General features: G+C 71.8%; 19 protein-coding genes. 2 read left to right on the top strand and 17 right to left on the bottom strand.

Annotated elements, in window-relative coordinates; all coding sequences use genetic code 11:
• Position 1 precedes the first annotated feature (1 nt).
• The 5 genes from ACH4D3_RS05865 to ACH4D3_RS05845 form a co-directional block, all read right to left on the bottom strand.
• Positions 2–847, bottom strand: coding sequence for a carbohydrate ABC transporter permease (locus tag ACH4D3_RS05865; protein WP_398316788.1), 846 nt, complete (start codon positions 845–847; stop codon positions 2–4).
• Positions 844–1809, bottom strand: a complete 966-nt coding sequence (locus ACH4D3_RS05860; RefSeq protein WP_398316785.1) for a carbohydrate ABC transporter permease — start codon at positions 1807–1809, stop codon at positions 844–846. Before ACH4D3_RS05860 ends, ACH4D3_RS05865 begins: the two co-directional genes overlap by 4 nt.
• Complete coding sequence (locus tag ACH4D3_RS05855; protein WP_398316782.1) at positions 1806–3104, bottom strand: extracellular solute-binding protein; 1299 nt, start codon at positions 3102–3104, stop codon at positions 1806–1808. The genes ACH4D3_RS05860 and ACH4D3_RS05855 overlap by 4 nt, the downstream gene beginning before the upstream one ends.
• A 221-nt stretch (positions 3105–3325) precedes the next feature.
• Positions 3326–3616: a DUF3039 domain-containing protein gene (locus ACH4D3_RS05850; RefSeq protein ID WP_398316779.1), complete on the bottom strand. Its 291-nt coding sequence runs from the start codon at positions 3614–3616 to the stop codon at positions 3326–3328.
• Between the two features lie 30 nt (positions 3617–3646).
• Entirely contained in the window at positions 3647–4219 is a 573-nt protein-coding gene (locus ACH4D3_RS05845) for a YqgE/AlgH family protein (protein WP_042826249.1), read from the bottom strand.
• A gap of 233 nt (positions 4220–4452) precedes the next feature.
• Between ACH4D3_RS05845 and murA the strand changes: the two genes are divergently transcribed.
• A complete protein-coding gene (gene murA, locus ACH4D3_RS05840; RefSeq protein WP_115742388.1) occupies positions 4453–5799 on the top strand; it encodes a UDP-N-acetylglucosamine 1-carboxyvinyltransferase in 1347 nt (448 codons plus the stop codon).
• 183 nt (positions 5800–5982) lie between these two features.
• Here murA and ACH4D3_RS05835 read toward each other — a convergent pair whose 3' ends face one another.
• The 6 genes from ACH4D3_RS05835 to ACH4D3_RS05810 all read right to left on the bottom strand — a co-directional run bounded on the left by ACH4D3_RS05835 (position 5983) and on the right by ACH4D3_RS05810 (position 13011).
• Complete coding sequence (locus ACH4D3_RS05835) at positions 5983–6264, bottom strand: HU family DNA-binding protein (protein WP_003950507.1); 282 nt, start codon at positions 6262–6264, stop codon at positions 5983–5985.
• Between the two features lie 353 nt (positions 6265–6617).
• Positions 6618–8033, bottom strand: coding sequence for an NAD-dependent malic enzyme (locus tag ACH4D3_RS05830; protein ID WP_398316775.1), 1416 nt, complete (start codon positions 8031–8033; stop codon positions 6618–6620).
• 444 nt (positions 8034–8477) lie between these two features.
• Positions 8478–10784: a HelD family protein gene (locus ACH4D3_RS05825; protein ID WP_398316772.1), complete on the bottom strand. Its 2307-nt coding sequence runs from the start codon at positions 10782–10784 to the stop codon at positions 8478–8480.
• Positions 10785–10866: 82 nt separating this feature from the next.
• Positions 10867–11652, bottom strand: a complete 786-nt coding sequence (rsuA, locus tag ACH4D3_RS05820) for an anti-sigma U factor RsuA (protein WP_398316769.1) — start codon at positions 11650–11652, stop codon at positions 10867–10869.
• 59 nt (positions 11653–11711) lie between these two features.
• Positions 11712–12236 carry a sigma-70 family RNA polymerase sigma factor gene (locus ACH4D3_RS05815; RefSeq protein ID WP_007450155.1) on the bottom strand — a complete coding sequence of 175 codons (525 nt, stop codon included), beginning with the start codon at positions 12234–12236 and terminating at the stop codon, positions 11712–11714.
• 184 nt (positions 12237–12420) lie between these two features.
• Positions 12421–13011, bottom strand: a complete 591-nt coding sequence (locus ACH4D3_RS05810; protein ID WP_398316766.1) for a CGNR zinc finger domain-containing protein — start codon at positions 13009–13011, stop codon at positions 12421–12423.
• A gap of 215 nt (positions 13012–13226) precedes the next feature.
• Here ACH4D3_RS05810 and ACH4D3_RS05805 point away from each other — a divergent pair, with 215 nt between their 5' ends.
• Positions 13227–13790: a DUF1772 domain-containing protein gene (locus ACH4D3_RS05805; RefSeq protein WP_398316764.1), complete on the top strand. Its 564-nt coding sequence runs from the start codon at positions 13227–13229 to the stop codon at positions 13788–13790.
• 182 nt (positions 13791–13972) lie between these two features.
• Here ACH4D3_RS05805 and ACH4D3_RS05800 read toward each other — a convergent pair whose 3' ends face one another.
• The 6 genes from ACH4D3_RS05800 to ACH4D3_RS05775 all read right to left on the bottom strand — a co-directional run bounded on the left by ACH4D3_RS05800 (position 13973) and on the right by ACH4D3_RS05775 (position 22644).
• A complete protein-coding gene (locus tag ACH4D3_RS05800) occupies positions 13973–15178 on the bottom strand; it encodes a uroporphyrinogen-III synthase (protein ID WP_398316761.1) in 1206 nt (401 codons plus the stop codon).
• 109 nt (positions 15179–15287) lie between these two features.
• On the bottom strand, positions 15288–16646 hold the full coding sequence (locus ACH4D3_RS05795; protein WP_398316758.1) for an MFS transporter: 1359 nt from the start codon (positions 16644–16646) through the stop codon (positions 15288–15290).
• Between the two features lie 132 nt (positions 16647–16778).
• Positions 16779–17732, bottom strand: a complete 954-nt coding sequence (locus tag ACH4D3_RS05790) for a hypothetical protein (protein ID WP_398316755.1) — start codon at positions 17730–17732, stop codon at positions 16779–16781.
• An 81-nt stretch (positions 17733–17813) separates the two neighbouring features.
• Positions 17814–19046 (bottom strand): acyltransferase, encoded by a 1233-nt coding sequence (locus ACH4D3_RS05785; protein ID WP_398318870.1) that lies wholly within the window; start codon positions 19044–19046, stop codon positions 17814–17816.
• A gap of 110 nt (positions 19047–19156) precedes the next feature.
• A complete protein-coding gene (locus tag ACH4D3_RS05780) occupies positions 19157–21361 on the bottom strand; it encodes a polysaccharide deacetylase family protein (RefSeq protein ID WP_398316752.1) in 2205 nt (734 codons plus the stop codon).
• Positions 21361–22644: a hypothetical protein gene (locus ACH4D3_RS05775; protein ID WP_398316749.1), complete on the bottom strand. Its 1284-nt coding sequence runs from the start codon at positions 22642–22644 to the stop codon at positions 21361–21363. Before ACH4D3_RS05775 ends, ACH4D3_RS05780 begins: the two co-directional genes overlap by 1 nt.
• Positions 22645–22680 lie beyond the last annotated feature (36 nt).

The following is a 22680-nucleotide window of genomic DNA, read 5'->3' as shown; positions in this document are numbered from 1 at the left end:
GTCAGTCCTTTACCGCTCCGCCGAGGCCGGAGACGAGTCGTCGTTGTACCAGTACGAAGAAGACCAGCACCGGAATCGTCATCACCGTGGACGCGGCCATGACGCCGCCCCAGTCGGGATCGTCCGGCTTGTAGAAGACCAGCAGCGCCATCGGCAGCGTCGACTGGGAGGTGTCACTGATGATGAACGACTTGGCGAACAGGAAGTCGTTCCAGGTCGAGATGAAGGAGAAGACGCTGGTGGCCACCAGCCCCGGGAAGACCAGCGGGAAAAGTATCTGCCAGAGAAAGCGGCTCCGGCTCGCCCCGTCGATGTAGGCGGCCTCTTCCAGGGCCTCCGGCACCGCTTTCACGAAGCCCCGCAGCATCCAGATCGCGAAGGGCAGCGAGAAGGCGATGTGGGGCAGGATCAGCGAGCCCAGCGTGTTCAGCTGGCCGAAGTCCCGCATCAGGAAGAACAGCGGGATCGTGAGCGCCTCCACGGGCACCATCTGGGCCACCAGGAACATGATCAGCAGGGTGGTCCGGAAACGGAACCGGAAACGCGTCACCGCGGTCGCCGCGAGAAACGCGATCAACGCCGAGGCGATCACCACGGAACCCGCCACGATCAGGCTGTTGAGAAAGTAGCGGCCGAATTCCTGCTGTTCGAACACCCGCCGGAAGGAGTCCAGCGAGGGGGTCAGCGTCCAGGGACGGGGCTCGGCCGACTCGATCTCCCCGGCCGGTTTGAAGGCGCTCAGCACCATCCAGTACAGCGGGAAGGCGACGACCACCGCGATCAGCAGCGCGGACACCTCGGCCGCGAGCCGCCACGGACGGCGCACTCGCGCACGCGGAAGATTCACAGCTCCTCCCCCTGGCGGCGCAGCAGCCGCAGGTAGACCAGCGTCACGGCGAGCAGGATCAGCAGCATGACCACGCCGATCGCGGAGCCGAGGCTGTACTGCGAGGACGCGAAGGCCTTCTGGTAGGCGTAGACGTTGAGGACCATGTTCTGGCCGGCGATGCCGCCGCCGCCCGTCATGACGTAGATCTGGGTGAAGACCTTGAAGTCCCAGATGACCGACTGGATGGTGACGACCACCAGGATCGGCCGGAGCATCGGCGCGAGCACCGAGCGCCAGATCCGCCACTGCGAGGCCCCGTCCAGCGCGGCGGCCTCCAGCACCTCGGACGGTACGGCCCGGATCCCGGCGTAGACGGTCACCATGACGAACGGGAAGGAGCACCAGACCACTTCGAGCAGCACGAGCAGGAAGGCGCTGTACCGCTCGTACGTCCAGGAGTGGTCACCCAGGCCCAGCATGCGGTTGACGGGCCCGAAGTCCGGGTCGAACAGCAGCAGCCAGACCGTCGACCCGGTGACCGCCGGGGTCGCCCACGCGCCCAGCCCCGCCAGCATCAACGCCAGCCGCGGCACGGCCCGCACCCGCGTCAGCAGCACGGCGAGCGCACACCCGACGGCCAGCGTGGACACCACACAGGCGGCCGCGAACACGACGGTGGCGAGCAGCACCCGCCAGAACTCCCCGTCCCCGAACAGCTCGGCATAGTTCCCGAACCCCTGGAACGTCGCCGGCTCCCCACCGGACACCTGAGCCTGCGTGTACTCCAGGAAGGAGATCAACCCAAGCTGGTACACGGGGTAGACCAGCAGCCCACCCAGGACGACAAGAGCAGGCGCGAGATATATCCAGGGGGTACTGGAGGAGCCCCGATAGGGGCGCGGGGAACTGCGCGAGAAACCACGACGATCCCGCACCCGCGAACGCACCGCACCCCCCGAGCTGGAAGGCGCCACACTCATCCGGCGGAGCCAAACGCGTCGTCCATCTTCCGAGCCGCATCCCCCGCGGCACCGCCCACGTCCTTCTTGCCGCTGACCACCTCCTGGAACATCGTCGGCAGCACCTGCGAGGAGTCGATCGTCGCCCACGCGGGAGAGGCCGGGACGAACTTCGTGCCCGCGGCGAGCGTGTCGACGAACGGCTTCACGAACGGCTCCTTGGCCGCCACCTGCTGCCGTACGTCCGTGAAGGTCGGCAGGAAGCCCATCGCGTCGAACAGTTCGCCCTGCGCCTTCTTGGACGCGAGCCGCTGCATCAGGTCGACGGCGAGGGTGCGGTGCGAGGTGCTCTTCAGGACGCCGATGTTGTTGCCGCCCGCGAAGGCGGGGGCGATGGAGCCGGGCTCGACGCCGGGCAGCGGCACCACCGCGTACTTGCCCTTCGCCGCGCCGGCCTCCACGGCCTGGTGGCTGAAGTCGCCGCCGATGGCCATGGCCGCCTTGCCCGAGGCGAAGGCCGTGACGGTGTCGTTGCCGCCCATGCCGGCGCACTTGGCGGCGGGGCAGTTGGTGTCCCCGAACAGGGACGTGTACGCCTTGATGCCCTTCTGGGCGGCGGCGCTGTCGATCGCGGAGGCGTACGAGCCGCCCTTGCCGGTGGCGAGTTCGCCGCCGTTGGCCCAGATGAACGGCATCGCGCCGTAGGTGTAGGCGCCGCCGACCGCGATGCCGTAGAGGTCGGGCTTCGCGGCGTGCACCTTCTTGGCGGTGGACGCCAGTTCCGCCAGCGACTTGGGGGGTTCGAGTCCGAGTTCGTCGAAGACGTCGGTGCGGTAGTAGAGGGCGCGGACGCCGACGAAGTAGGGGGCGCCGTAGACCTTTCCGTCCACGGTGACCGACTGGCGGGCGGTGGGGTCGGCGTCCTTGGCCTCGTCCCAGGCCGCGAACTCCTCGGATATGTCGGCGAGTCCGCCGTCCTTCACGTAACCGGCGGTGTCGGTGTTGCCGAACTCGATGACGTCGGGGGCGCTCTTCGGGTCGTTGAAGGCGGCCTTGATGCGCTGGGCACGGGTCTCGACCGGGATGTACTCCACGGTGACCTTCGTGTCCGCGTGTGCCTTCTCGAAGTCGGCGAGGGCCGCGTCGACGACCTTTTCCTTCGGCTTGTTGTTGACCTCCTGGAACAGCCAGACGCGCAGGGTGCCGCTCTTCTCGTCCTTGCCGGAGGAGGAGTTGTCGGACGCCTGGGGTGCGCAGGCCGTCGCGGCGACGACGGCCGCGGCCAGCAGTACGGCAAGGCGGGGGGCGAGCTTCATGGAGTCTTTCCTCCGGGCGTGCGTTGCAACATATGCAATGACGGTTTCGCTCTGCACAACACCCAGGAGCGTAGGGAGACATGAACCTGTCCACAAGAGGTCTGAACCAATTCGTAAACCTCTTTGTTAATCAGCCCGACGCACGAAGGCCCCCGGAGTGCGCGCGGGCACACTCCGGGGGCCTTCGGGAAGTTCTGAGGGGTCTGTACGGGCAGCGGCGCCTACTTCTTGTCGCCGCCCTTGCCCTTGCCCTCGTCCCCGCCACCGCTCATGGACTCGTAGATCTCCTTGCACATGGGGCAGACGGGGTACTTCTTCGGATCGCGGCCCGGTACCCAGACCTTGCCGCACAGCGCCACGACGGGGGTGCCGTCGAGGGCGCTCGCCATGATCTTGTCCTTCTGGACGTAATGCGCGAAGCGCTCGTGATCGCCGTCGCCGTGGGACGTCTGCGGCGTCGGCTCGACGAGGGTTCCCGTACCTGTCCCGCGCTCGGGCTCGAGAGTGCTCATAACGGCCAAGGGTACTGAAGCTCACACGCTTCAGTTGAGCGAAGGGTCGTCCGGATACGTCGCCACCATCGCCAGGTCGCCCCGCTGGCGGCGCAGCACCTCGCGCCAGAGTCTCTCGGGGAACGGCGAGGAGACGTCACCGGGCTCGGACTCGACCACGTACCAGGCGCCCTCGGTCAGCTCGTCCTCCAGCTGGCCGGGCCCCCAGCCCGCGTACCCGGCGAAGATCCGCAGGGCGCCCACGGCGGACGCCAGCAGCTCCGGCGGCGCCTCCAGGTCCACCAGCCCGATCGCGCCGTGCACCCGGCGCCAGCCCAGCGGCGCCCGCTCGCCCGACGCCCCGCCGGGGACGACGGCGACGCCGAGGGCCGAGTCCAGGGACACCGGGCCGCCCTGGAAGACGACGCCCGGTTCACCGGCCAGGTCCGCCCAGTCCTCCAGGATGTCGCCCACGTCGACGGGCGTGGGACGGTTGAGGACGACACCGAGGGAGCCCTCCTCGTCGTGGTCGAGCAGGAGCACCACCGCACGCTCGAAGTTCGGGTCCGCCAGGGCGGGCGTTGCCACGAGCAGTCGCCCCGTGAGCGAGGACACCTCGGTCATGCCAGACATGATCCCGCATGTTCCCCTCCGGTGGGGAGGCAATCGGGGGCACGGGAGTGAACACGCACCCGCGCACGTCCCTCGATCGTGACCCCCCGTACGCGCCGGTGAACGCCGCGTGTTGTGACAAATCCATGACGTTGCCGGACCGTGCGCAGGCGCATGGATGGGGGGTACAAGACGATTACCCTTTCCCTTCTGGCCCCTGCCCAACCCCACGGAACGCGAGATTCATGACCGTCAACGGCGCTGATGACGTACTGCTTGTCCACGGCGGAACCCCGCTGGAGGGCGAGATCCGGGTCCGCGGTGCGAAGAACCTCGTGCCGAAGGCCATGGTGGCCGCTCTGCTGGGCAGTGCGCCGAGCCGGCTGCGCAACGTGCCGGACATCCGCGACGTGCGGGTCGTACGCGGACTGCTGCAACTGCACGGGGTGACCGTCCGTCCGGGCGAGGAGCCCGGCGAGCTGGTGCTCGACCCGACCCACGTGGAGAGCGCGAACGTCGCCGACATCGATGCCCACGCGGGCTCGTCGCGCATCCCGATCCTGTTCTGCGGCCCGCTGCTGCACCGCCTCGGGCACGCCTTCATCCCGGGCCTGGGCGGCTGCGACATCGGCGGCCGGCCCATCGACTTCCACTTCGACGTGCTGCGGCAGTTCGGCGCGAAGATCGAGAAGCGGGCGGACGGCCAGTACCTGGAGGCTCCGCAGCGGCTGCGCGGCACGAAGATCAACCTGCCGTACCCGTCCGTCGGCGCGACCGAGCAGGTGCTGCTGACCGCGGTGCTCGCCGAGGGCGTCACGGAGCTGTCCAACGCGGCCGTGGAGCCGGAGATCGAGGACCTGATCTGCGTCCTGCAGAAAATGGGCGCGATCATCGCCATGGACACCGACCGCACCATCCGCGTCACCGGCGTGGACGAGCTGGGCGGTTACACCCACCGTGCCCTCTCGGACCGCCTGGAGGCGGCCTCCTGGGCCTCCGCGGCGCTGGCCACCGAGGGCAACGTCTACGTCCGCGGGGCCCAGCAGCGCTCGATGATGACGTTCCTCAACACCTTCCGGAAGGTGGGCGGCGCCTTCGAGATCGACGACGAGGGCATCCGCTTCTGGCATCCGGGCGGCCGGCTGAAGTCCATCGCCCTGGAGACGGACGTGCACCCCGGCTTCCAGACCGACTGGCAGCAGCCGCTGGTGGTGGCGCTGACACAGGCCACGGGGCTGTCCATCGTCCACGAGACGGTCTACGAGTCCCGGCTGGGCTTCACCTCGGCGCTCAACCAGATGGGCGCCCACATCCAGCTCTACCGCGAGTGCCTGGGCGGTTCCCACTGCCGTTTCGGCCAGCGCAACTTCCTGCACTCGGCCGTCGTCTCCGGGCCGACCAAGCTGGAGGGCGCCGACCTGGTCATCCCCGACCTGCGCGGCGGCTTCTCGTACCTGATCGCCGCCCTCGCGGCCCAGGGCACGTCCCGGGTCCACGGCATCGACCTGATCAACCGCGGCTACGAGAACTTCATGGACAAGCTCGTCGAGCTGGGCGCGAAGGTGGAACTCCCGGGCAAGGCCCTGGGCTGACCCACGCACGCAACGCCGGTGGGGCGGTCACCCGAACTCGGGTGACCGCCCCACCGGCGTATCGAGGAGCGCCCCAAAGGGGCGCGGGGAACTGCGCGACCAGCCACAACGGGCCCGCAGCCGCGAAACGACCGCATCCCGAACGAACGATCCGCGCAGTCCCCGGCACTCCAAGCGGAGCGCTTACTTGCCCTTGGCGGCTTCCTTGAGCTTGGAGCCCGCGGAGACCTTGACGCTGTAGCCGGCCGGAATCTGGATCGGCTCGCCGGTCTGCGGGTTGCGGGCGGTGCGAGCGGCACGGTGGGTGCGCTCGAAGGTCAGGAAGCCGGGGATGGTGACCTTCTCGTCGCCCTTGGAGACGATGTCGCCGACAACCTCGGCGAAGGCGGCCAGCACGGCGTCGGCGTCCTTGCGGGTCACCTCGGCGCGGTCGGCCAGGGCGGCCACCAGCTCACTGCGGTTCATAGTTGTTACTCCCGTGTTCTTCTTGCCGTTGAGGCGTGCCACGCGGCGGAGCCGCATGTTGGGCACAGCGATGCCGATGCTGCCAGGGCCCTCTGACATTCCCCGGACCCGGGTCGGTCGTCAGACCCTCGCGCCCAGGGAGGCATCCTGCCTCCACCTGCGGCGGTAAAGCCAATCCGGCACCCCCAGGAGTCGTGAGAACACCCTTGGGAGTCACACGCCGAGAGGGCCTGAGCCTTGCGCAACCCTAGAGGGCGATCCGAGGCCCGACATCCCGCGACGCGCCGGAGGGGCGGCCCGCCGTGGTGATCCTCACCACCACGCCACAGGCCGCCTTCCCCGGCCGGGGGAAACTACGCCACCACTCCGGCGGCCTTCGCCGCGTCCCGCACGGCGCCCGCGACGGCACCGGCGACCTTGTCGTTGAAGACGCTGGGGATGACGTAGTTCGGGTTCAGCTCGTCCTCGGTCACCACGTCCGCGAGGGCGTGTGCGGCCGCGAGCATCATCTCGGTGTTGACGGTGCGGGACTGGGCGTCGAGCAGGCCGCGGAAGACGCCCGGGAAGACCAGCACGTTGTTGATCTGGTTCGGGAAGTCCGAGCGGCCGGTGGCGACGACGGCGGCCGTCTCCCGGGCGATCGCCGGGTCCACCTCGGGGTCGGGGTTCGCGAGCGCGAACACGATCGCGCCGTCGGCCATGGCGGCCACGTCGTCGCCGTCCAGGACGTTGGGGGCGGAGACGCCGATGAAGACGTCGGCGCCGTGCACGGCCTCCTTGAGGGTGCCGGTGAGGCCCTCGGGGTTGGTGTTGTCGGCGATCCAGCGCAGGGCGGACTCGGGCGCGGCGTCCACCAGGTCGGCGCGGCCCGAGTGCACGACGCCGTGGATGTCGGCGACGACGGCGTTCTTGACCCCGGCGGCCAGCAGCAGCTTGAGGATGGCCGTACCGGCCGCGCCGGCGCCGGACATGACGACCCGTACGTTCTCGATGGGCTTGTCGACCACGCGCAGGGCGTTGGTCAGCGCGGCGAGCACCACGATGGCGGTGCCGTGCTGGTCGTCGTGGAAGACGGGGATGTCGAGGGCCTCGCGCAGCCGGGCCTCGATCTCGAAGCAGCGGGGCGCGGAGATGTCCTCCAGATTGATACCGGCGAAGCCCGGGGCGATGGCCTTGACGATCTCGACGATCGCGTCGGTGTCCTGGGTGTCCAGGCAGAGCGGCCAGGCGTCGATGCCGGCGAACCGCTTGAACAGGGCCGCCTTGCCCTCCATCACCGGCAGCGCGGCCTTCGGGCCGATGTTGCCGAGGCCGAGGACGGCGGAGCCGTCCGTCACGACCGCAACGGAATTGCGCTTGATGGTCAGGCGCCGGGCGTCCTCGGGGTTCTCGGCGATCGCCATGCAGACCCGCGCCACGCCGGGCGTGTAGACCATGGACAGGTCGTCGCGGTTGCGGATGGGGTGCTTGGACTGCATCTCGATCTTGCCGCCGAGGTGCATGAGGAAGGTACGGTCGGAGACCTTGCCCAGGCTGACGCCCTCGATGCCGCGCAGCTGCTCGACGATCTCGTCGGCGTGGGCGGTCGAGCCGGCCGCGATGGTGACGTCGATGCGGAGCTTGTCGTGGCCGGAGGCCGTGACGTCGAGGCCGGTGACCGAACCGCCCGCGGACTCCACCGCCGTGGTGAGCTGCGAGACGGCGGTTCCGCCGGCGGGCACCTCCAGTCGGACCGTCATCGAGTAGGAGACGCTGGGCGCCGTTGCCATGGCCGACTTCCTCTGCTTTCACCGTGTAACTGGGTTGTGCCGTCCGATCGTCGCACCTACCACTGGGTACGCGGTAGCCGCCCCGGATTGCGAACTTTTTGTTCACTCCGATTTCGGAAAACGACTTCCACCATACGAGAAGTAGCCCGTCGGGGGAAGGCCCGCCGGAAGACTCGGACGGGGACGGGGCACGATCGCGGGCACATCGCGGCGCGATCGCGGAAGGAACCCGCGGGACGGGAATTGTCTTGCGGGGATCGTTTGTTACCTTGGACGTGGCACCGGCTCGATCCAAGCCCCCGGGCCCAACCTTCGTCGCTACGAGCGACCACTTGCCGCGAGGCGAGCATGGCGGGTCGGTGCCACTTGAACGAGAGCGGAAGGCCCGCGCCGTCGACGGCGCGGGCCTTTTGCACGTCCGGGGCCGGTCCCCCGGCCCGGCGCTCAGTCGCGCAGCAGGTCCGGCACCCCCGAGGCGTCCGGCTCGTCCCGCTCGCCGGAGACGACCGTCAGCTGCTGGGTGGCCCGGGTCAGGGCGACGTACAGCACGCGCAGTCCGGCGGGCGACTCGTCGGCGATCTCGGCCGGGGAGACCACGACCGTGGCGTCGTACTCCAGGCCCTTGGCCTCCAGGCTGCCCAGCGCCACCACGCGGTCGCCGAGCCCGGCCAGCCAGCGCCGGGCCTCCTCGCGCCGGTTCATGGCGACCACGACGCCTACGGTGCCGTCGACGAGGCCGAGCAGCCGGTCCGCCTCCGCGCGGACCGTCCGGGCGAGGGACTCCTCGACCACCGCGAAGCGCGGTTCGACGCCGGTCGAGCGTACGGCCGACGGGGACGGCGAGCCGGGCATGGCCAGCGCCAGGACCTTCGCCGCCAGCTCGGCGATCTCGGCCGGGTTGCGGTAGTTCACGGTCAGCTCGAAGCGGCGGCGCGGGCGGCTGCCCAGGGCCTCGTCACGGGCGGCGGCCGCCTCGTCGGGGTCGGACCAGGAGGACTGGGCCGGGTCGCCGACGACCGTCCAGGTGGCGTGCCGGCCGCGGCGGCCGACCATCCGCCACTGCATGGGGGTGAGGTCTTGCGCCTCGTCGACGATGACGTGCGCGTACTCGGTGCGCTCCTGCGCGAGGCGCTCGGCGCGCTCCCACTGGGTCTCCTCGCGCTGCGGCATCAGCTCCTCCAGGCCGGTGAGCTGGTCCAGCGGGTCCTGCTCGCGCCGCTTGCGGGGGCGGGCCGGGGTGCCGACGATCGCCTGGAGTTCGTCGAGCAGGGCGATGTCGTGCACGGAGTGGCCCTCGCGGCGCAGCGAACGGGCCACCTTGCGGACCTCGCCCGGGTTCAGCACGCGCCGGGCCCAGCGGCCCAGGCGGCGCTCGTCCGCCATGGCGGCCAGCACGGCGCCCGGGGTCAGCTCGGGCCACCAGGCGTCCAGGAAGCCGGTGAAGGAGTCCTCGGAGCTGACGTCCTCGTCGAAGGAGGAGCGCAGCTCGGCGGCCAGCTCGGGGTCGCTGTGCCGGGCCCCGGCGCCCGACTTCTCCCACAGGGCGTCCAGGAGCAGCCGGCGGGCGCGCGGACGCAGCAGGTTGACGGGCGCGGTGCCGCCGAGGACGGTGCGGCGGATGCCGGCCAGCTCCTCGGCCTCCAGCTCCAGGCGGCGGCCGAAGGCGACGACCCTGAGCAGCGTCGGCGAGTCGGCCGGCTCCAGCGCCCCGCGCGCGGCCCTGCGCAGCACCCGGAGCATCCGGGCGGAGCCCTTGGCGCGGGCGGTGGCCGGGGAGTCGTACAGCGTGGCCTGCGCGCCCGCCGCGTCGTCGGCCAGCGAACCGATCGCGCGGATGGCCACCTGCCCCTCCTCACCGAGCGAGGGCAGCACGCCCTCGGTGTACGCCACGAGCAGCGGCGTCGGCGAGACGATCAGGATGCCGCCCGCGTACCGGCGCCGGTCCTGGTAGAGCAGGTACGCCGCCCGGTGCAGCGCGACGGCGGTCTTTCCGGTGCCGGGGCCGCCCTCGACGTAGGTCACGGAGGCGGCCGGGGCGCGGATCACCTGGTCCTGCTCGGCCTGGATGGAGGCCACGATGTCCCGCATGGAGTGGGTACGGGCCTGGCCGAGGGCGGCCATCAGGGCGCCGTCACCGACGACGGCCAGCTCCTCGCCGTCCAGCCGGGCCGTGACCTCGGGCCGCATCAGGTCGTCCTCGACGCCGAGGACGCGCCGCCCCTTGGAGCGGATCACCCGGCGGCGCACGACCCGGCCCGGGTCGACCGGCGTGGACCGGTAGAAGGGGGCGGCGGCCGGTGCCCGCCAGTCGATGACCAGCGGCGCGTAGTCCTCGTCCAGGACGCCGATGCGGCCGATGTGCAGGGTCTCGGCGATGTCGGCGGTGCCGTCGGGTCCGAGGGCGCCCTCGGCGGGCTCGACGGCCGTGTACGCGCCGTCCGGGCCCTTCTTGCCGTCCTTGCCGAGGAGCAGGTCGATGCGGCCGAACAGGAAGTCCTCGAACTCGTTGTTCAGGCGGTTGAGGTGGATGCCGGCCCGGAAGACCTGCGCGTCGCGCTCGGCGAGGGCGCCGGGCGTGCCGACGTGGCCGCGCTGCGCGGCGTCGTGCATGAGGAACTCCGCCTCGTGGATCTTCTCCTCGAGGCGTAGGTACACCCGGTCGAGGTGTGCCTGTTCCACGCTGATCTCACGGTCCCGTACGGAGTCGTGCTCCGAGTCGACCGCTGAATCCTGTTGAGCCTGTGCGGCCACCGGGCCCCCTTCTGACGTGCTGGGCAGCCGTCAAAAATACGCCAAGGGGGCCCGGGAAGCTACGGCGCGCCCGGAGCACCGGTCACGCGTCGACCTCCACCAGCCGCTTCCCGTCGAAGGTCATGACCTCGAAGTGGGAGATCTGGTTGGGTTCGAAGGCGGCGCCGCCGTGCACGTAGAGCGGCTTCCTGGCCTTCTCGGTGGTGGCGCCCGGGATGCCGTAGCCCCAGTCGGGGACCGTCCAGGAGGTGAGCGTCTCCCGCTCGCCGTTCTTGCCGACGGCGATCAGGGAGCACTTCTGGGGGCCCTTGAGGTTCTTCAGCTCCAGGACCGTCTCGGTCCCCCAGGCCTTCTTCTCCAGGGCCACGGTCGCGCTGACCTGCGTGCCCGGGTCGGTGGCGGTGACCCGGTCCGGCATGGCGGCGAAGGCGGACTCGGCGGGGCTCGCGGCCTGCTGCGTCGCCTCGGCCCTGCGGCCGCCGCCGTCGTCACCGCCGCCCCCGCCGCCGGTGGTCGCCACGGCGGCGAACGGGCCGCCGATGATCAGCGCGGCCGCGGTGCCCACCAGGTAGAAGTTGCGGCGGCGTTTGCCCGCGCGGCGTTCGGCGACCTCGTCGACGAGCTTCTCCGAGAGCCGCGCGCTGGGCTTCACGGTGAGCGCCTCGGCGACAGCGGGCGTCCCGGTGCCCGGCAGGTCCGCGAGGGCCGCCATCATCGGCTCCATGCCGGCCAGCTCGTCGAGCTGCTGGGCGCACCACTCGCAGGTGGCGAGGTGGGCCTCGAAGGCCGTCGCCTCGGCGTCGTCGAGGATCCCGAGGGCATAGGCGCCGACGGTCTCGTGCTCGTTCGGCGCCGGTGTTCCCTGCATGGGGACAGAGTTACCCGTGTCCCCCGGGCCGAATCCCTGTACTCCCCCGTAGCCGCTCATCACGCCGTCACCCCCCGCTCCTCCAGAGCCAGCTTCATCGAACGCAGGGCGTAGAACACCCGGGAGCGAACGGTGCCGCTGGGTATGCCCAGTGTCTGCGCCGCCTCATTGACGGTACGCCCCTTGAAGTACGTCTCGACGAGGACCTCCCGGTGGGCCGGGGTCAGGTCGTCGAGCGCGTCCGACAGCGTCATCAGCCACAGCGCCTTGTCGATCTCGTCCTCCGCGGGGATGACCTCCAGCGGCGACGGATCGACCTCCTGCGGCCGGGCCTGCCGGCTGCGGTGGCCGTCGATGACGATGCGACGTGCGACCGTCACCAGCCAGGGGCGTACCGATCCGGTCGCACGGTTGAGCTGACCGGCGTTCTTCCAGGCACGGATGAGCGTCTCCTGGACGACGTCCTCGGCGCGCTGGCGGTCCCCCGCGACCAGCCGCAGCACGTAGGCCAGCAAGGGGCCGGCGTGCTCGCGGTACAGCGCGCGCATCAGCTCCTCGTCGGGCTCCGAGGACGACTGCGACATGCGATGTCGGGCCCTCGCACCACGTTCGTTGGCCACGACGGAATCCTTGCGCACGCCCACCTCCGGTGTCCGGGGGATCCCCCAGTCGGTCGCTCGCCCATTCGGTACGGACGCGAAGTGCGGCGTGTTCAAATCGAGATGAGGGATTTCTCGAAGGCGCCGCACGAACGGGGCGCGGGCGGACTTACCGGGACAGCGCGACGCGGCGGCGGTGCCGGGCGACGCGCTCGCGGTTGCCGCAGATCTCGCTGGAGCACCAGCGCCGGCGGCGGCCTCGGGAGGTGTCCACGTACACGATGGGGCAGTTGTCGCCCGCGCACTGCCGAAGGCTCGCCCGCGCGACGGGGTCGGTGAGCAGTTCCACGGCGTCCCGGGCCAGGGCCCCCAGCAGCGCGGCGCACCGCGGCGGCCCGGTCAGCTCCCGCACCAGCGTGCCGTCCTCGCCGGGCACCGCACGGGGTGCGGGGGGCGCGGCGAGGGCGAGTTCGTTGACGCGGGCGAGGGCCAGTTCGTAGGGGCGGCCGCGGGGTACCGGGCGGCCGCGCACCAAGCGGGCGGTCTCGCCGCGCAGTTCGCGGAAGCCGGTCAGCCAGGAGGGGTCGGCGTGGGCCAGCGGGGTGCCGGGCGGGACGAGTCCGGAGCCGGTGATCCAGGCGCGCAGGGCGTCGACGGAGTCCAGGCGTTCCGCGGGGTGGGTGGTGGCGATGAGGTCCAGACTGATCCGCCCGGTGTCGAACCGCAGCTCGTACGGGTCGGTGGCCGTACCCAGTGCCATGTTCCTGTCACCGCCTAGGGCTTGCCCGCTCAGGCACGGGCCCGGAAAGGGGAGCAGGGAGACCGCGCGCGGACCGCTTGCGGAGCGCTCCCTTCTACAGTGCCTGCCCGCACCCGCGCCCGGAACCCCTCGTACCGCCCCCTCGTGGACGCTCGCGTATGCGCCCGCGCGCCCGGGCCATGTCCGGCGCGCCGCGGCGTCCGTTGACTGGACGCATGACAGACATCAACGGGGAACGGCGGGCCCGCACCGCCGGTGGAGTACTGGTCGCGGCCACGGTCGCCGCGGGACTGATGGCCGGGGCCTTCTACGTCTTCGCCTGCGCCGTGATGCCGGCGCTGGCGCGCAGCGAGGACCGGGTGTACGTCGACGTGATGCGCGACATCAACGACGTGATCCAGAACCCGGTGTTCCTGCTGGTCTTCATGGGCGCACTCGCCCTCGCGGGCCTCGCCGGGTGGCAGTCGCGCGGGCTGCCGGGCAGCCGGTGGATCTGGGCGGGCGCGGCGGCGTACGCGCTCGCGTTCCTGGTCACCGTGGTCGGCAACGTCCCCCTCAACGACGCCCTGGCCCGCCCCGGCGACCCGGCGGCGCTGCGCGAGCGGTTCGAGGACCCGTGGGTGGCCTGGAACGTCGTACGCGCCGTGCTCTCGACGCTGGCGACGGCCTGCCTGGCCGCGGGCCTGACGACACGGGGCCGACGACCGGCGCAGCCCGCGCCCCGGACCCCGGAGCGGCCCACGGCGACCCACGGCACACCGCACCCGCCCGGCCACTGAGCACCGGGCACGGCGGAGGCTCGCCGGTACGTAACCGGTCCGCGTACGGCGGCCGGCCGCGTCGTCCGTCGTCCGTCGTCCGCACCGCGCGTCACCGCCCGCGCCCACGTCCATGTCACCGGGACCCGGCGCACGTGCCGCCGCACCGCGTCCGACCCCGGAACGACCGTGCCGCGCGGGGCTCAGTCGGTCGTGTACTTGGCGTCCGTGGCCGGGTCCAGGGCGAGGCGGTAGCCGCGTTTGACCACCGTCTGGATCAGCTTCGGGGTGCCGAGGGACGTGCGCAGGCGGGCCATGGCCGTCTCGACGGCGTGTTCGTCGCGGCCGGTGCCCGGCAGGGCGCGCAGCAGCTCCGCGCGGGAGACCACCCAACCGGGCCGGCGGGCAAGGGCCCGCAGCAGCGACATCCCCGCGGGCGGCACGCTCCGCAGCTCCCCGTCGACGAGCACCGCGTGTCCGCGGATCTCCAGCCGGTGCCCGGCGACGGGCAGGGCACGGGCGCGGGCCGGCAGTTCCTGGCACAGCAACTGGACGAGGGGCCCGAGCCGGAAGCGCTCGGGCTGGACCGTGTCCACACCGTGCGCCTGGAGCGGCACCGCGGTGACCGGGCCGACGCAGGCGGGCAGCACGTCGTGGCCGAACGCGGCGAGCAGCTCCGGCAGCAGGCCCCGTTCCCCGGCCCGGCCCAGCAGGGACACCGCGGCGGGTGCGCTGGTGAAGGTCACGGCGTCCACGCCCCGCGAGAGGGCGGCGTCCAGCAGCCGGTCCACCGGACCGAGGTCCTCGGGCGGCAGCCACCGGTACACGGGCACCCCCACCACCTCGGCCCCGCCCTCCCGCAGCGCCTCCACGAACCCCGGCAGCGGCTCGCCGTGCAGTTGTACGGCGATCCGGCGGCCCGCCACGCCCTGTTCCAGGAGCCGGTCCAGGACCTCGGCCATGGACTCCGAGGCGGGTGACCACCGCTCGGTCAGTCCGGCGGCCCGTACCGCACCCTTGACCTTGGGCCCGCGCGCCAGCAGTTCCACCGTGCGCAGCCGCTCCAGCAGGGCGTCGCCGAGCCCCCAGCCGTCGGCGGCCTCGACCCAGCCCCGGAACCCGATGGCGGTGGTGGCGACGACGACGTCCGGCGCCCGGTCGACGATCCGCTTGGTCGCGGCCATCAGCTCGCCGTCGTCGGCCAGCGGCACGATCCGCAGCGCCGGTGCGTGCAGGACGGTGGCCCCGCGCCGCCCGAGCAGCGCGCCCAGTTCGTCGGCCCGGCGGGCGGCGGTCACGCCCACGGTGAACCCGGCCAGCGGGCCGTGGCCGGACCGCCCCGGTCCGTCGCCCACGCCGCCGACGCCACCCGCACCACTCACGTCGCTTACGTCGCTCACGTCGTCCATCGCTCGCCGCGCTCCGATCCGTTCACACCCACGTGCACAGTCACGTGGCGACCGAGCCTGTCAACCGTGCGTGACGGGCTCGGTTCCGCTTCATGTCACCAGTGTTACGTCACACCTCGGCGAAGCTGCGCCGCGCCTCCGCCTCCGCGGCTCCCGCCCCCGGCCCACCGCGCACGTCGGGACGGCGAAGGTATACCGACCAGGTGACCACGATGCACACGGCGTAGCAGGCCAGGAAGGCGACGAAGGCACCGGTGCCCGAGCCGGAGGAGAGGAAGGACTGGCGGAAGGCGAGGTTGATCCCGACGCCGCCCAGGCCCCCCACCGCGCCGATCAGCCCCATCGACGCACCCGACAGCCGCCGCCCGTGCAGCACGGCCTGCTCTCCCGTCAGCCCCTGGGCCAGCGCCTTGGCGTGGAAGATGTGCGGGATCATCTTGAACGTCGAGCCGTTGCCGAGCCCGCTGAGCACGAACAGCGCCACGAACACAGTCACGAACACCGCCAGCGACTTCTCCATGCCGGCCACGACGAGGACCGCGGTGGCCGCGGCCATGGCGACGAAGTTCCACAGGGTGATCCGCGAACCGCCGTACCGGTCGGCGAGCCTGCCGCCCAGCGGGCGGACGAGTGAACCGAGCAGCGGGCCGATGAACGTGAGAGAGGCCGCCTGCAGCGGTGTCCGCCCGAACTGGGTCGTCAGCACCTGTCCGAAGGCGAAGCTGTAGCCGATGAAGGAACCGAAGGTGCCGACGTACAGCACCGACATGATCCAGGTGTGGGCGTCCCTGGCGGCGTCCTTGGCCGCTCCGGTGTCGTTCTTCACCGTGGTGAGGTTGTCCATGAAGCGCGCGGCGAGGACGGCGGCCACGAGGATCAGCGGGATGTAGATGCCGAGCAGCACCCGGGGCCCGCCGCTCGCCCCGATGATCGCGAGCGCGACGAGCTGGATGACGGGCACACCGACATTGCCGCCGCCGGCGTTGAGGCCCAGCGCCCACCCCTTCTCCCTGAGCGGGAAGAAGGCGTTGATGTTGGTCATGGAGGAGGCGAAGTTGCCGCCTCCGATCCCGGCCAGCAGCCCGACCAGCAGGAACGTCGAGAAGGACGTCCCGGGCTCCATCACGACGAAGGCCGCGAGCGTCGGCACGAGCAGCATGCTCGCCGAGATGATCGTCCAGTTCCGCCCGCCGAAGACGGCCACGGCGAAGGTGTACGGCACCCGTACGACGGCCCCGACGAGGGTCACCACGGACGTCAGCAGGAACTTGTCGGCCGGGGTCAGCCCGTACTCCGGGCCCATGAAGAGCACCAGCACGGACCACAGTGTCCAGACGGAGAACCCGATGTGCTCGGAGAGCACGGAGAAGAACAGGTTCCGCCGGGCCGTTCGCCGTCCCGTCTCCTTCCAGAAGGTCTCGTTCTCGGGATCCCAGTGCTCGATCCAGCGGCCGCCACGGGCTTTCATCGCGCCTCCACGGTGCTCCACAGCTCGGTGGCACCGACGCTAGGCAGGACGCGTTTCGGGCCGGTGGGGCTGTGGATGACCGGGAGGGAACGTCGCTCTCACCCGGCACGGGCGCGGGGTGAGAGATCGCGGTCAGCCCTGCGGGGGCCGGGGCTGCCAGTGCGGGTTCTGCTGCGGGTGGCCCTGCGGCGGGTACGGCTGCTGCGGCTGCGGCGGCGCGTACGGCTGCTGCTGCGGCTGGGCGTACGGCTGCTGCTGGGGCTGATGGGGCTGCTGCGGCGGGTACGGCTGCTGGGCCTGCGGGGGCGCGTAGGGCTGCTGGGCCTGCGGGGGCGCGTAGGGCTGCTGGGCCTGGGGAGCCGCGTAGGGCTGCTGGGCCTGCTGCGGCCCGCCGTACGGCTGCTGCTGCGGCGGCTGGGCGGCGTACTGGCCGGGGGCCGGCTGTCCGTAGCCGCCGGGCGCGGCGCCGAACGGGTTTCCGTGCCCCGGCAGCTGCCCGCCGGGCGGCAGGTACCGCACCCGTCCCGTCTCGTCGGCCATCGGCACGAAGCCGGCGGCCTGCAGCCGGGCGGCGAACTTCTCGTTGCGCTTGCGGGTGACGAGGAAGCCGATGCCCAGGGCCGCCATGAGGACCAGCCAGATGATCCCGGAGATGAGGAAGTCGTCGGACGAGCCGCCCTCGCGGAAGGCGATGACCACACACGCGACGGTGCCGCCGAGCGCGCCGTAGCCCATGTTCTTCTGGGCGTTCTTGCCGGTGAGGTCGAAGTTGATCCGGGCCTTGAGGAGTTCGAAGGCGTCCGGCACGAGCGGCGGCAGCGACGCGCCGTCACCGGCGTTCGGGTACTGCGCCCAGTTCTGCGCGGCCCGGGTGCGGGCCTGCGGGCTCGGGTCGGGGACGAGCAGCATGGTGAGCGCGGCGTTGTTCCCCCCGCTCTGGCGCACGTCGGCGTATTCGTACCCGAACTGCTGGGCGACGAAGGCGAGCTTGGCGAGCTTCTTCACCGAGGACATCCGGCTGGTGAGCTGGACCGGCTCCCCGCTCGCCATCAGCTCCAGCATCTTCTGCGTCTGCCGCCTGCTCATCCCGCTGCTCCCCCTGACCGGCTCACGCCACCCTGTTCACTCGCGCAACCGGGGCAGTCTCGCACGGAGGGCCGACACGCGTCAGCCCCGGTGCGCGGCGCGGGCTCTGGGCTGCTTCGGTGCCGTGCGCTTCCCGCCGTCCGGCCACAGCTGGGGGCTGCGCTTGGCCGCCACGTCCTCCATCCAGCCGAACCAGACGATGCAGCTCCCGATGAGCAGCCAGGCGATGGCCAGGACCGGCCAGGGGCTCTCCAGCAGCCACGGGACGTTCTCGTACATGACGTCGAAGCCCCACAGCTGGTCCCACAGCGTGGCCGCGATCAGGATGCAGACGTTGTGCCACAGGTAGATCGTCACCGCGCGGGAGTTGAGCAGCGTGATCAGCCGGTCCCAGCGGCGCAGCCGGCGCGGCCACTCGGTCCACGACGGGCTGACGTGCAGGAGCAGCAGCACCGTGGCGAAGGACCAGACGGCCTGCGCGAAGGGGATGGAGTCCAGGTCGTACCCGGTCTTGAAGCCCTCCCTGAAGGCGTACCAGAGCCCCAGTGCGGCGATCACCGGAGCGACCGAGGGCACGACGTAGCGCGGCAGCCGCTTCAGGACGCCTTCCTGGTGGGCCATGCCGAGGATCCAGCAGGCGCCGAAGGTGCTGAAGTCCGTGAGCGCGGACGGGAAGCGCTCGCCGGGCAGGTTCAGATAGCCGAACTGGAAGGCGGCCGACAGGGCGAGGGGCGCGAGGATCGTCAGCCACGGCAGGGCGCGCAGCGCGCGCAGCAGCACCGGGGAGAGCAGGACGTACCAGAGGTAGGCGCGGATGTACCACAGCGGCCCGCCGAGTTCCGCGGCCCAGTCCTCGCCCAGGATGGCGTGGATGCCCGGCACGCTCTCGGCGAAGGGCGGGTCGCTCAGCGGCAGGATCCAGTAGAGGAGGTGGAACCACCACCAGCCCGGGTGCCCGTCCTCGTTCGGTCCCCAGCCCTGCAGCACCATGCCGGTCACGCCCACGACGCCCAGCAGCCACAGCGGCGGCAGCAGGCGGCGCATGCGGCTGCGCACGACCTGGACGGCGGGCCGCTTGAGGCTGCGGGCCATCAGGTTGCCCGCGAGGGCGAACATGACGCCCATGGACGGGAACACCACCGGCAGCCAGGCCCAGCCCATCAGGTGGTAGAGGACCACCCGGAAGAGCGCCACCGCCCGCAGCAGGTCGAAGTACCGGTCGCGCACGGGAGCGCGCCGGGCCTGCTTCTGCTGGGGCACCGGCGGCACGTCGGTGTCGGTGCCCACGGGCGGCTGGAGGGGTGGTGCGGTCATGTGCGGGGCGCTCCGGGGCGTGGCGGGCGTGGCCGGGAAGGGCGTGGTCGGGAACGGCGTGGCCGGGCCGGGTGCGGGGGGCGGTCGCGTCGGGTCGTAGGGCGGGGTGGTCATCCGACCGGCCTCCCGTCCATCGCGCCGGACCGCCGCTGGGGCGGCACGCCGTCGCCGCCGGGCGGCGGCGCGGACACGCCGCCGCTGCGCCGCAGCTTCTGCCAGCGCAGCCGGCCGCCGGTGAGCGCCGTGATCCAGGACTGGAGCAGCACCACGTACATGATCTGGCGGTACAGGATCTGCTGGAGGGGCAGCGAGATGAGCGGGGTCAGCTTCTCCCGGTCGAGCCGGAAGGCGTACGCCGCGCACACCGCCTGGATGGCCAGCACGCCCAGCCACGCCACGATCGTCTTCTCGGTCGGGCCGAAGACCAGGCCGTAGAGCAGGAAGACGTCGATCAGCGGGGCGAGCAGCGGGGCCAGCACCATGAACAGGGAGACGAAGGGCAGGCCGACGCGGCCGAAGCGGCCCGAGGGGCCCTTCTCGATCACCGCGCGGCGGTGCTTCCAGATGGCCTGCATGGTGCCGTACGACCAGCGGTAGCGCTGGGACCACAGCTGGCCGACGGACTCCGGGGCCTCGGTCCAGGCGCGGGCGTTCTCGGCGTAGACCACCCGCCAGCCGGCCCGGTGCAGCGCCATGGTGACGTCGGTGTCCTCGGCGAGCGTGTCGTCGCTCATGCCGCCGATGGGTTCCAGGGCGGAACGGCGGAAGGCGCCGACCGCGCCGGGGATGGTCGGCATGCAGCCGAGGACGTCGTACATCCGGCGGTCCAGGTTGAAGCCCATCACGTACTCGATGTGCTGCCAGGCGCCGATGAGGCTGTCCTTGTTGCCGACCTTGGCGTTGCCCGCCACGGCGCCCACCCTGGGGTCGCCGAAGGGCTGAACGAGTTCGCGGACGGTGGACGGCTCGAAGACGGTGTCGCCGTCCATCATCACGACGATGTCGTACCGGGCGTTGGCCAGGCCCCGGTTGAGCGCGGCCGGCTTGCCCGCGTTGAGCTGCCGGATCACCCGGACTCCCGGCAGGCCGAGCCCCTCCACGATGCGGGCGGTGCCGTCGCTGGAGCCGTCGTCGATGACGATGACCTCGACCGGGTGGTCGCTGGCCACCAGGGAACGCACCGTGTTCTCGATGCACTTGGCCTCGTTGTACGCCGGGACCAGCACCGTGACCGGTTGCGTGACGGCCGGTCCCCAGCGGAAGCGGCGGCGGCGCACCCGGCGGGCGTGCACGCCGGACAGGAGCAGCATCAGCGCGAAGCGTCCGATGACCAGCGTGCCGATCACCGCCAGGCCCACCACCAGGCCGTCGGTGAGCTTCTCCGAGGCCTGGACCAGGAAGACCCACGCCCTGCCCTTCCAGAGTTCGGCGCCGGTCACCGGGCTCATGGCGCTGGGCACGTCCAGGGCCTCGGTGAGGTTGTCGAACTCGTAGCCCTTCTTCTTCAGGTCGGGCAGGAACCGGTCCAGGGCCTGCACGGTCTGGTGGCGGTCGCCGCCGGAGTCGTGCATCAGGACGATGGCGCCCTTGCCGCCCTTCGGGGTGGCGCGGCGGATGATCTCGTCGACGCCGGGCTTCTTCCAGTCCTCGCTGTCGGTGTTGTTGACGACGGTGATGTAGCCGCGGCTGCCGATGTACTCGGTGACCGGCCAGGACTTGTTGTCCATGGCGTCGGCGAAGGAGGAGTACGGCGGCCGGAACAGCGAGGTGCGCACCCCGGCCGCGCCGGTGATCGCCAGCTGGTTCTGCGACAGCTCCCAGTCGATGCGCTTCTTGGACTGGAAGGAGAGGTCGGGGTGGTTGAAGGTGTGCAGGCCCACCTCGTGGCCCTCGTCGACCATGCGCTCGACGAGGTCCGGGTAGCGGGAGGCCATGGTGCCGGTGACGAAGAAGACCGCGTGCGCGTCGTGCTTCTTGAGCACGTCGAGGACCCGCGGGGTCCAGGTCGGGTCCGGGCCGTCGTCGAAGGTGAGGACCAGCCGGTGGTCGGGCACGCTCAGGCTCTCGGTGCGGCCGCCGCGCACGTCGATGACCGGGCCGCCCTCCAGGATCTTCTGCGGCACCTTGTCGGTGGCGGCGGGCGGCTGGACGCGGTGGTCGGCGAGGATCTCGCTGTGCACGTATCCGCGCAGCATGAGCATCGCCACCAGGGCGACCAGGACGAGCAGCGGAAGCAGCAGGCGCAAGGGCAGGCGACGGCGGGAGCCCTCACGGGCGCTGCGCGCGGCCCCGTGACGGCGGGTGCTGGATGCCATCAGAGGGTGTTCTCCGGGGACAGGGAAAGGGAGGGGGACGTGGAGGTTGCGGCGGCCGGTTCGGCGGCCACGGCGGAGGCGCCGGCCGGAGCCGCGACGGGGTCCGGGCCGACCGCGCCGTTGGCGTTGGTGCCGCCCGCGCCCGGGTCGGTGTCCGTGGTGGAACCGCCGGTGGGCTGGGTCGGGCCGGCGGAGGGGTCGCCGTCGCCGGTCGGGGCCGAGGGGTCCGTGCCGGTGGACGGCGGCACCTCGGTGGACTGCGTCGGGTCGGGGCCGGTCGTGCCGGAGCCGCCCGGGTCCTGGCCGCTGCCGGTCGCCGAGGACTCGGGGTCGGCGCTCGTACCGGGCTGCCCCGTGCTGCCGCCCGGCACTCCGGACGTACCGGACGCGGGTGCCCCGCCGCCCGGTTCGGTCGTCACGCCGGTACCGGCGTCGGCCGAGGGAGTGGCCTGCGGGGTGGTGGCGTTGCCGGTGCCGGAGGGCTGCGCCGACTGCGAGGGCGCCGGGGTGGTGTCGACCTGGCCGGCCGGTGCGCCCTCCTCCTGGCCCGGCACGGGCATCCAGGGCGCGTCGGAGTTGCCGGAGAGCAGCGTGGAGACGATGACGACGGCGTAGACCGCGCAGGCGATGCCGACCAGGATGCCGAGGCGGCGGTAGAGGCGGCTGCGGCGGCCGGACGCGTCGACGAAGACGGGCCCGTCGGAGGCCTCCGGGGCCCCCTTGCGGTGCCCGCTGTCGGCCCGCAGGAGCACGCCGCCGTCGCCGAGGTGGACGGCGTCGAGCTGGACGGTGACCTCGTGCGGGTCGTGGGTGTGCCCGGCGGCGGTGCCGGTGCCCGCGTCGCCGTCCGTGTCCGGCGTCTCCTGCCAGGGGTCGCGGAGTGCGGCGGTGGCGGGGCCGGGGGAAGGCGAGGGCACGGGGAGAGGTGCGGGGGCGGGGGCCGGTGCGGGAGCCGGTGCCGGTGCGGGGAAGGCGAGGGTCGGCGGAGCCGGGGCGGCGGGACCGGCCGACGGGAGGACGTCCGTCCGGTCGGGGTCCGAGCCGGTTCCGGTGCCGGTGCCGCGGGTGTGGCCGGATCCGGTCGCCGGGGCGGCGTTGTCGTGGTCGGCTCCGGCCGGGTCCGTTCTGCCCCAGGTTATCCGCCCCTGGGCCAGCGGGTCCGGGCCCGGCGCGCGGCCGCCTATTCGGGAACCCAGGATCTGCGTCCGGTCGGCGTCGGAACTCCCGCGGCCGCGCGGGCTCTCGCCGGATTCGCCGAACCACCCCGGACCCGACGCGGTCACCGGGGGTCCCCCGGCCGGCGGGACGGCCCGGGTAGG

Origin of the sequence: Streptomyces sp. NPDC018026, assembly GCF_044327745.1 — a bacterium.
Classification (GTDB): Bacteria; Actinomycetota; Actinomycetes; order Streptomycetales; family Streptomycetaceae; genus Streptomyces; species Streptomyces rubrogriseus.
Note: the sequence above shows the minus strand (reverse complement) of the source record. Positions and strands in the feature narration are given on the sequence as shown.

Coding starts and splice junctions, on each gene's coding strand:
- ACH4D3_RS05800 (WP_398316761.1), bottom strand. CDS start 15,178: ATGGACGACGTGAGCGACGTAAGCGACGTGAGTGGTGCGGGTGGCGTC.
- ACH4D3_RS05860 (WP_398316785.1), bottom strand. CDS start 1,809: ATGAGTGTGGCGCCTTCCAGCTCGGGGGGTGCGGTGCGTTCGCGGGTG.
- ACH4D3_RS05795 (WP_398316758.1), bottom strand. CDS start 16,646: ATGAAAGCCCGTGGCGGCCGCTGGATCGAGCACTGGGATCCCGAGAAC.
- ACH4D3_RS05845 (WP_042826249.1), bottom strand. CDS start 4,219: ATGACCGAGGTGTCCTCGCTCACGGGGCGACTGCTCGTGGCAACGCCC.
- ACH4D3_RS05850 (WP_398316779.1), bottom strand. CDS start 3,616: ATGAGCACTCTCGAGCCCGAGCGCGGGACAGGTACGGGAACCCTCGTC.
- ACH4D3_RS05780 (WP_398316752.1), bottom strand. CDS start 21,361: ATGGCATCCAGCACCCGCCGTCACGGGGCCGCGCGCAGCGCCCGTGAG.
- ACH4D3_RS05855 (WP_398316782.1), bottom strand. CDS start 3,104: ATGAAGCTCGCCCCCCGCCTTGCCGTACTGCTGGCCGCGGCCGTCGTC.
- ACH4D3_RS05805 (WP_398316764.1), top strand. CDS start 13,227: ATGACAGACATCAACGGGGAACGGCGGGCCCGCACCGCCGGTGGAGTA.
- ACH4D3_RS05810 (WP_398316766.1), bottom strand. CDS start 13,011: ATGGCACTGGGTACGGCCACCGACCCGTACGAGCTGCGGTTCGACACC.
- rsuA (WP_398316769.1), bottom strand. CDS start 11,652: ATGCAGGGAACACCGGCGCCGAACGAGCACGAGACCGTCGGCGCCTAT.
- ACH4D3_RS05815 (WP_007450155.1), bottom strand. CDS start 12,236: ATGTCGCAGTCGTCCTCGGAGCCCGACGAGGAGCTGATGCGCGCGCTG.
- murA (WP_115742388.1), top strand. CDS start 4,453: ATGACCGTCAACGGCGCTGATGACGTACTGCTTGTCCACGGCGGAACC.
- ACH4D3_RS05830 (WP_398316775.1), bottom strand. CDS start 8,033: ATGGCAACGGCGCCCAGCGTCTCCTACTCGATGACGGTCCGACTGGAG.
- ACH4D3_RS05785 (WP_398318870.1), bottom strand. CDS start 19,046: ATGACCGCACCACCCCTCCAGCCGCCCGTGGGCACCGACACCGACGTG.
- ACH4D3_RS05790 (WP_398316755.1), bottom strand. CDS start 17,732: ATGAGCAGGCGGCAGACGCAGAAGATGCTGGAGCTGATGGCGAGCGGG.
- ACH4D3_RS05835 (WP_003950507.1), bottom strand. CDS start 6,264: ATGAACCGCAGTGAGCTGGTGGCCGCCCTGGCCGACCGCGCCGAGGTG.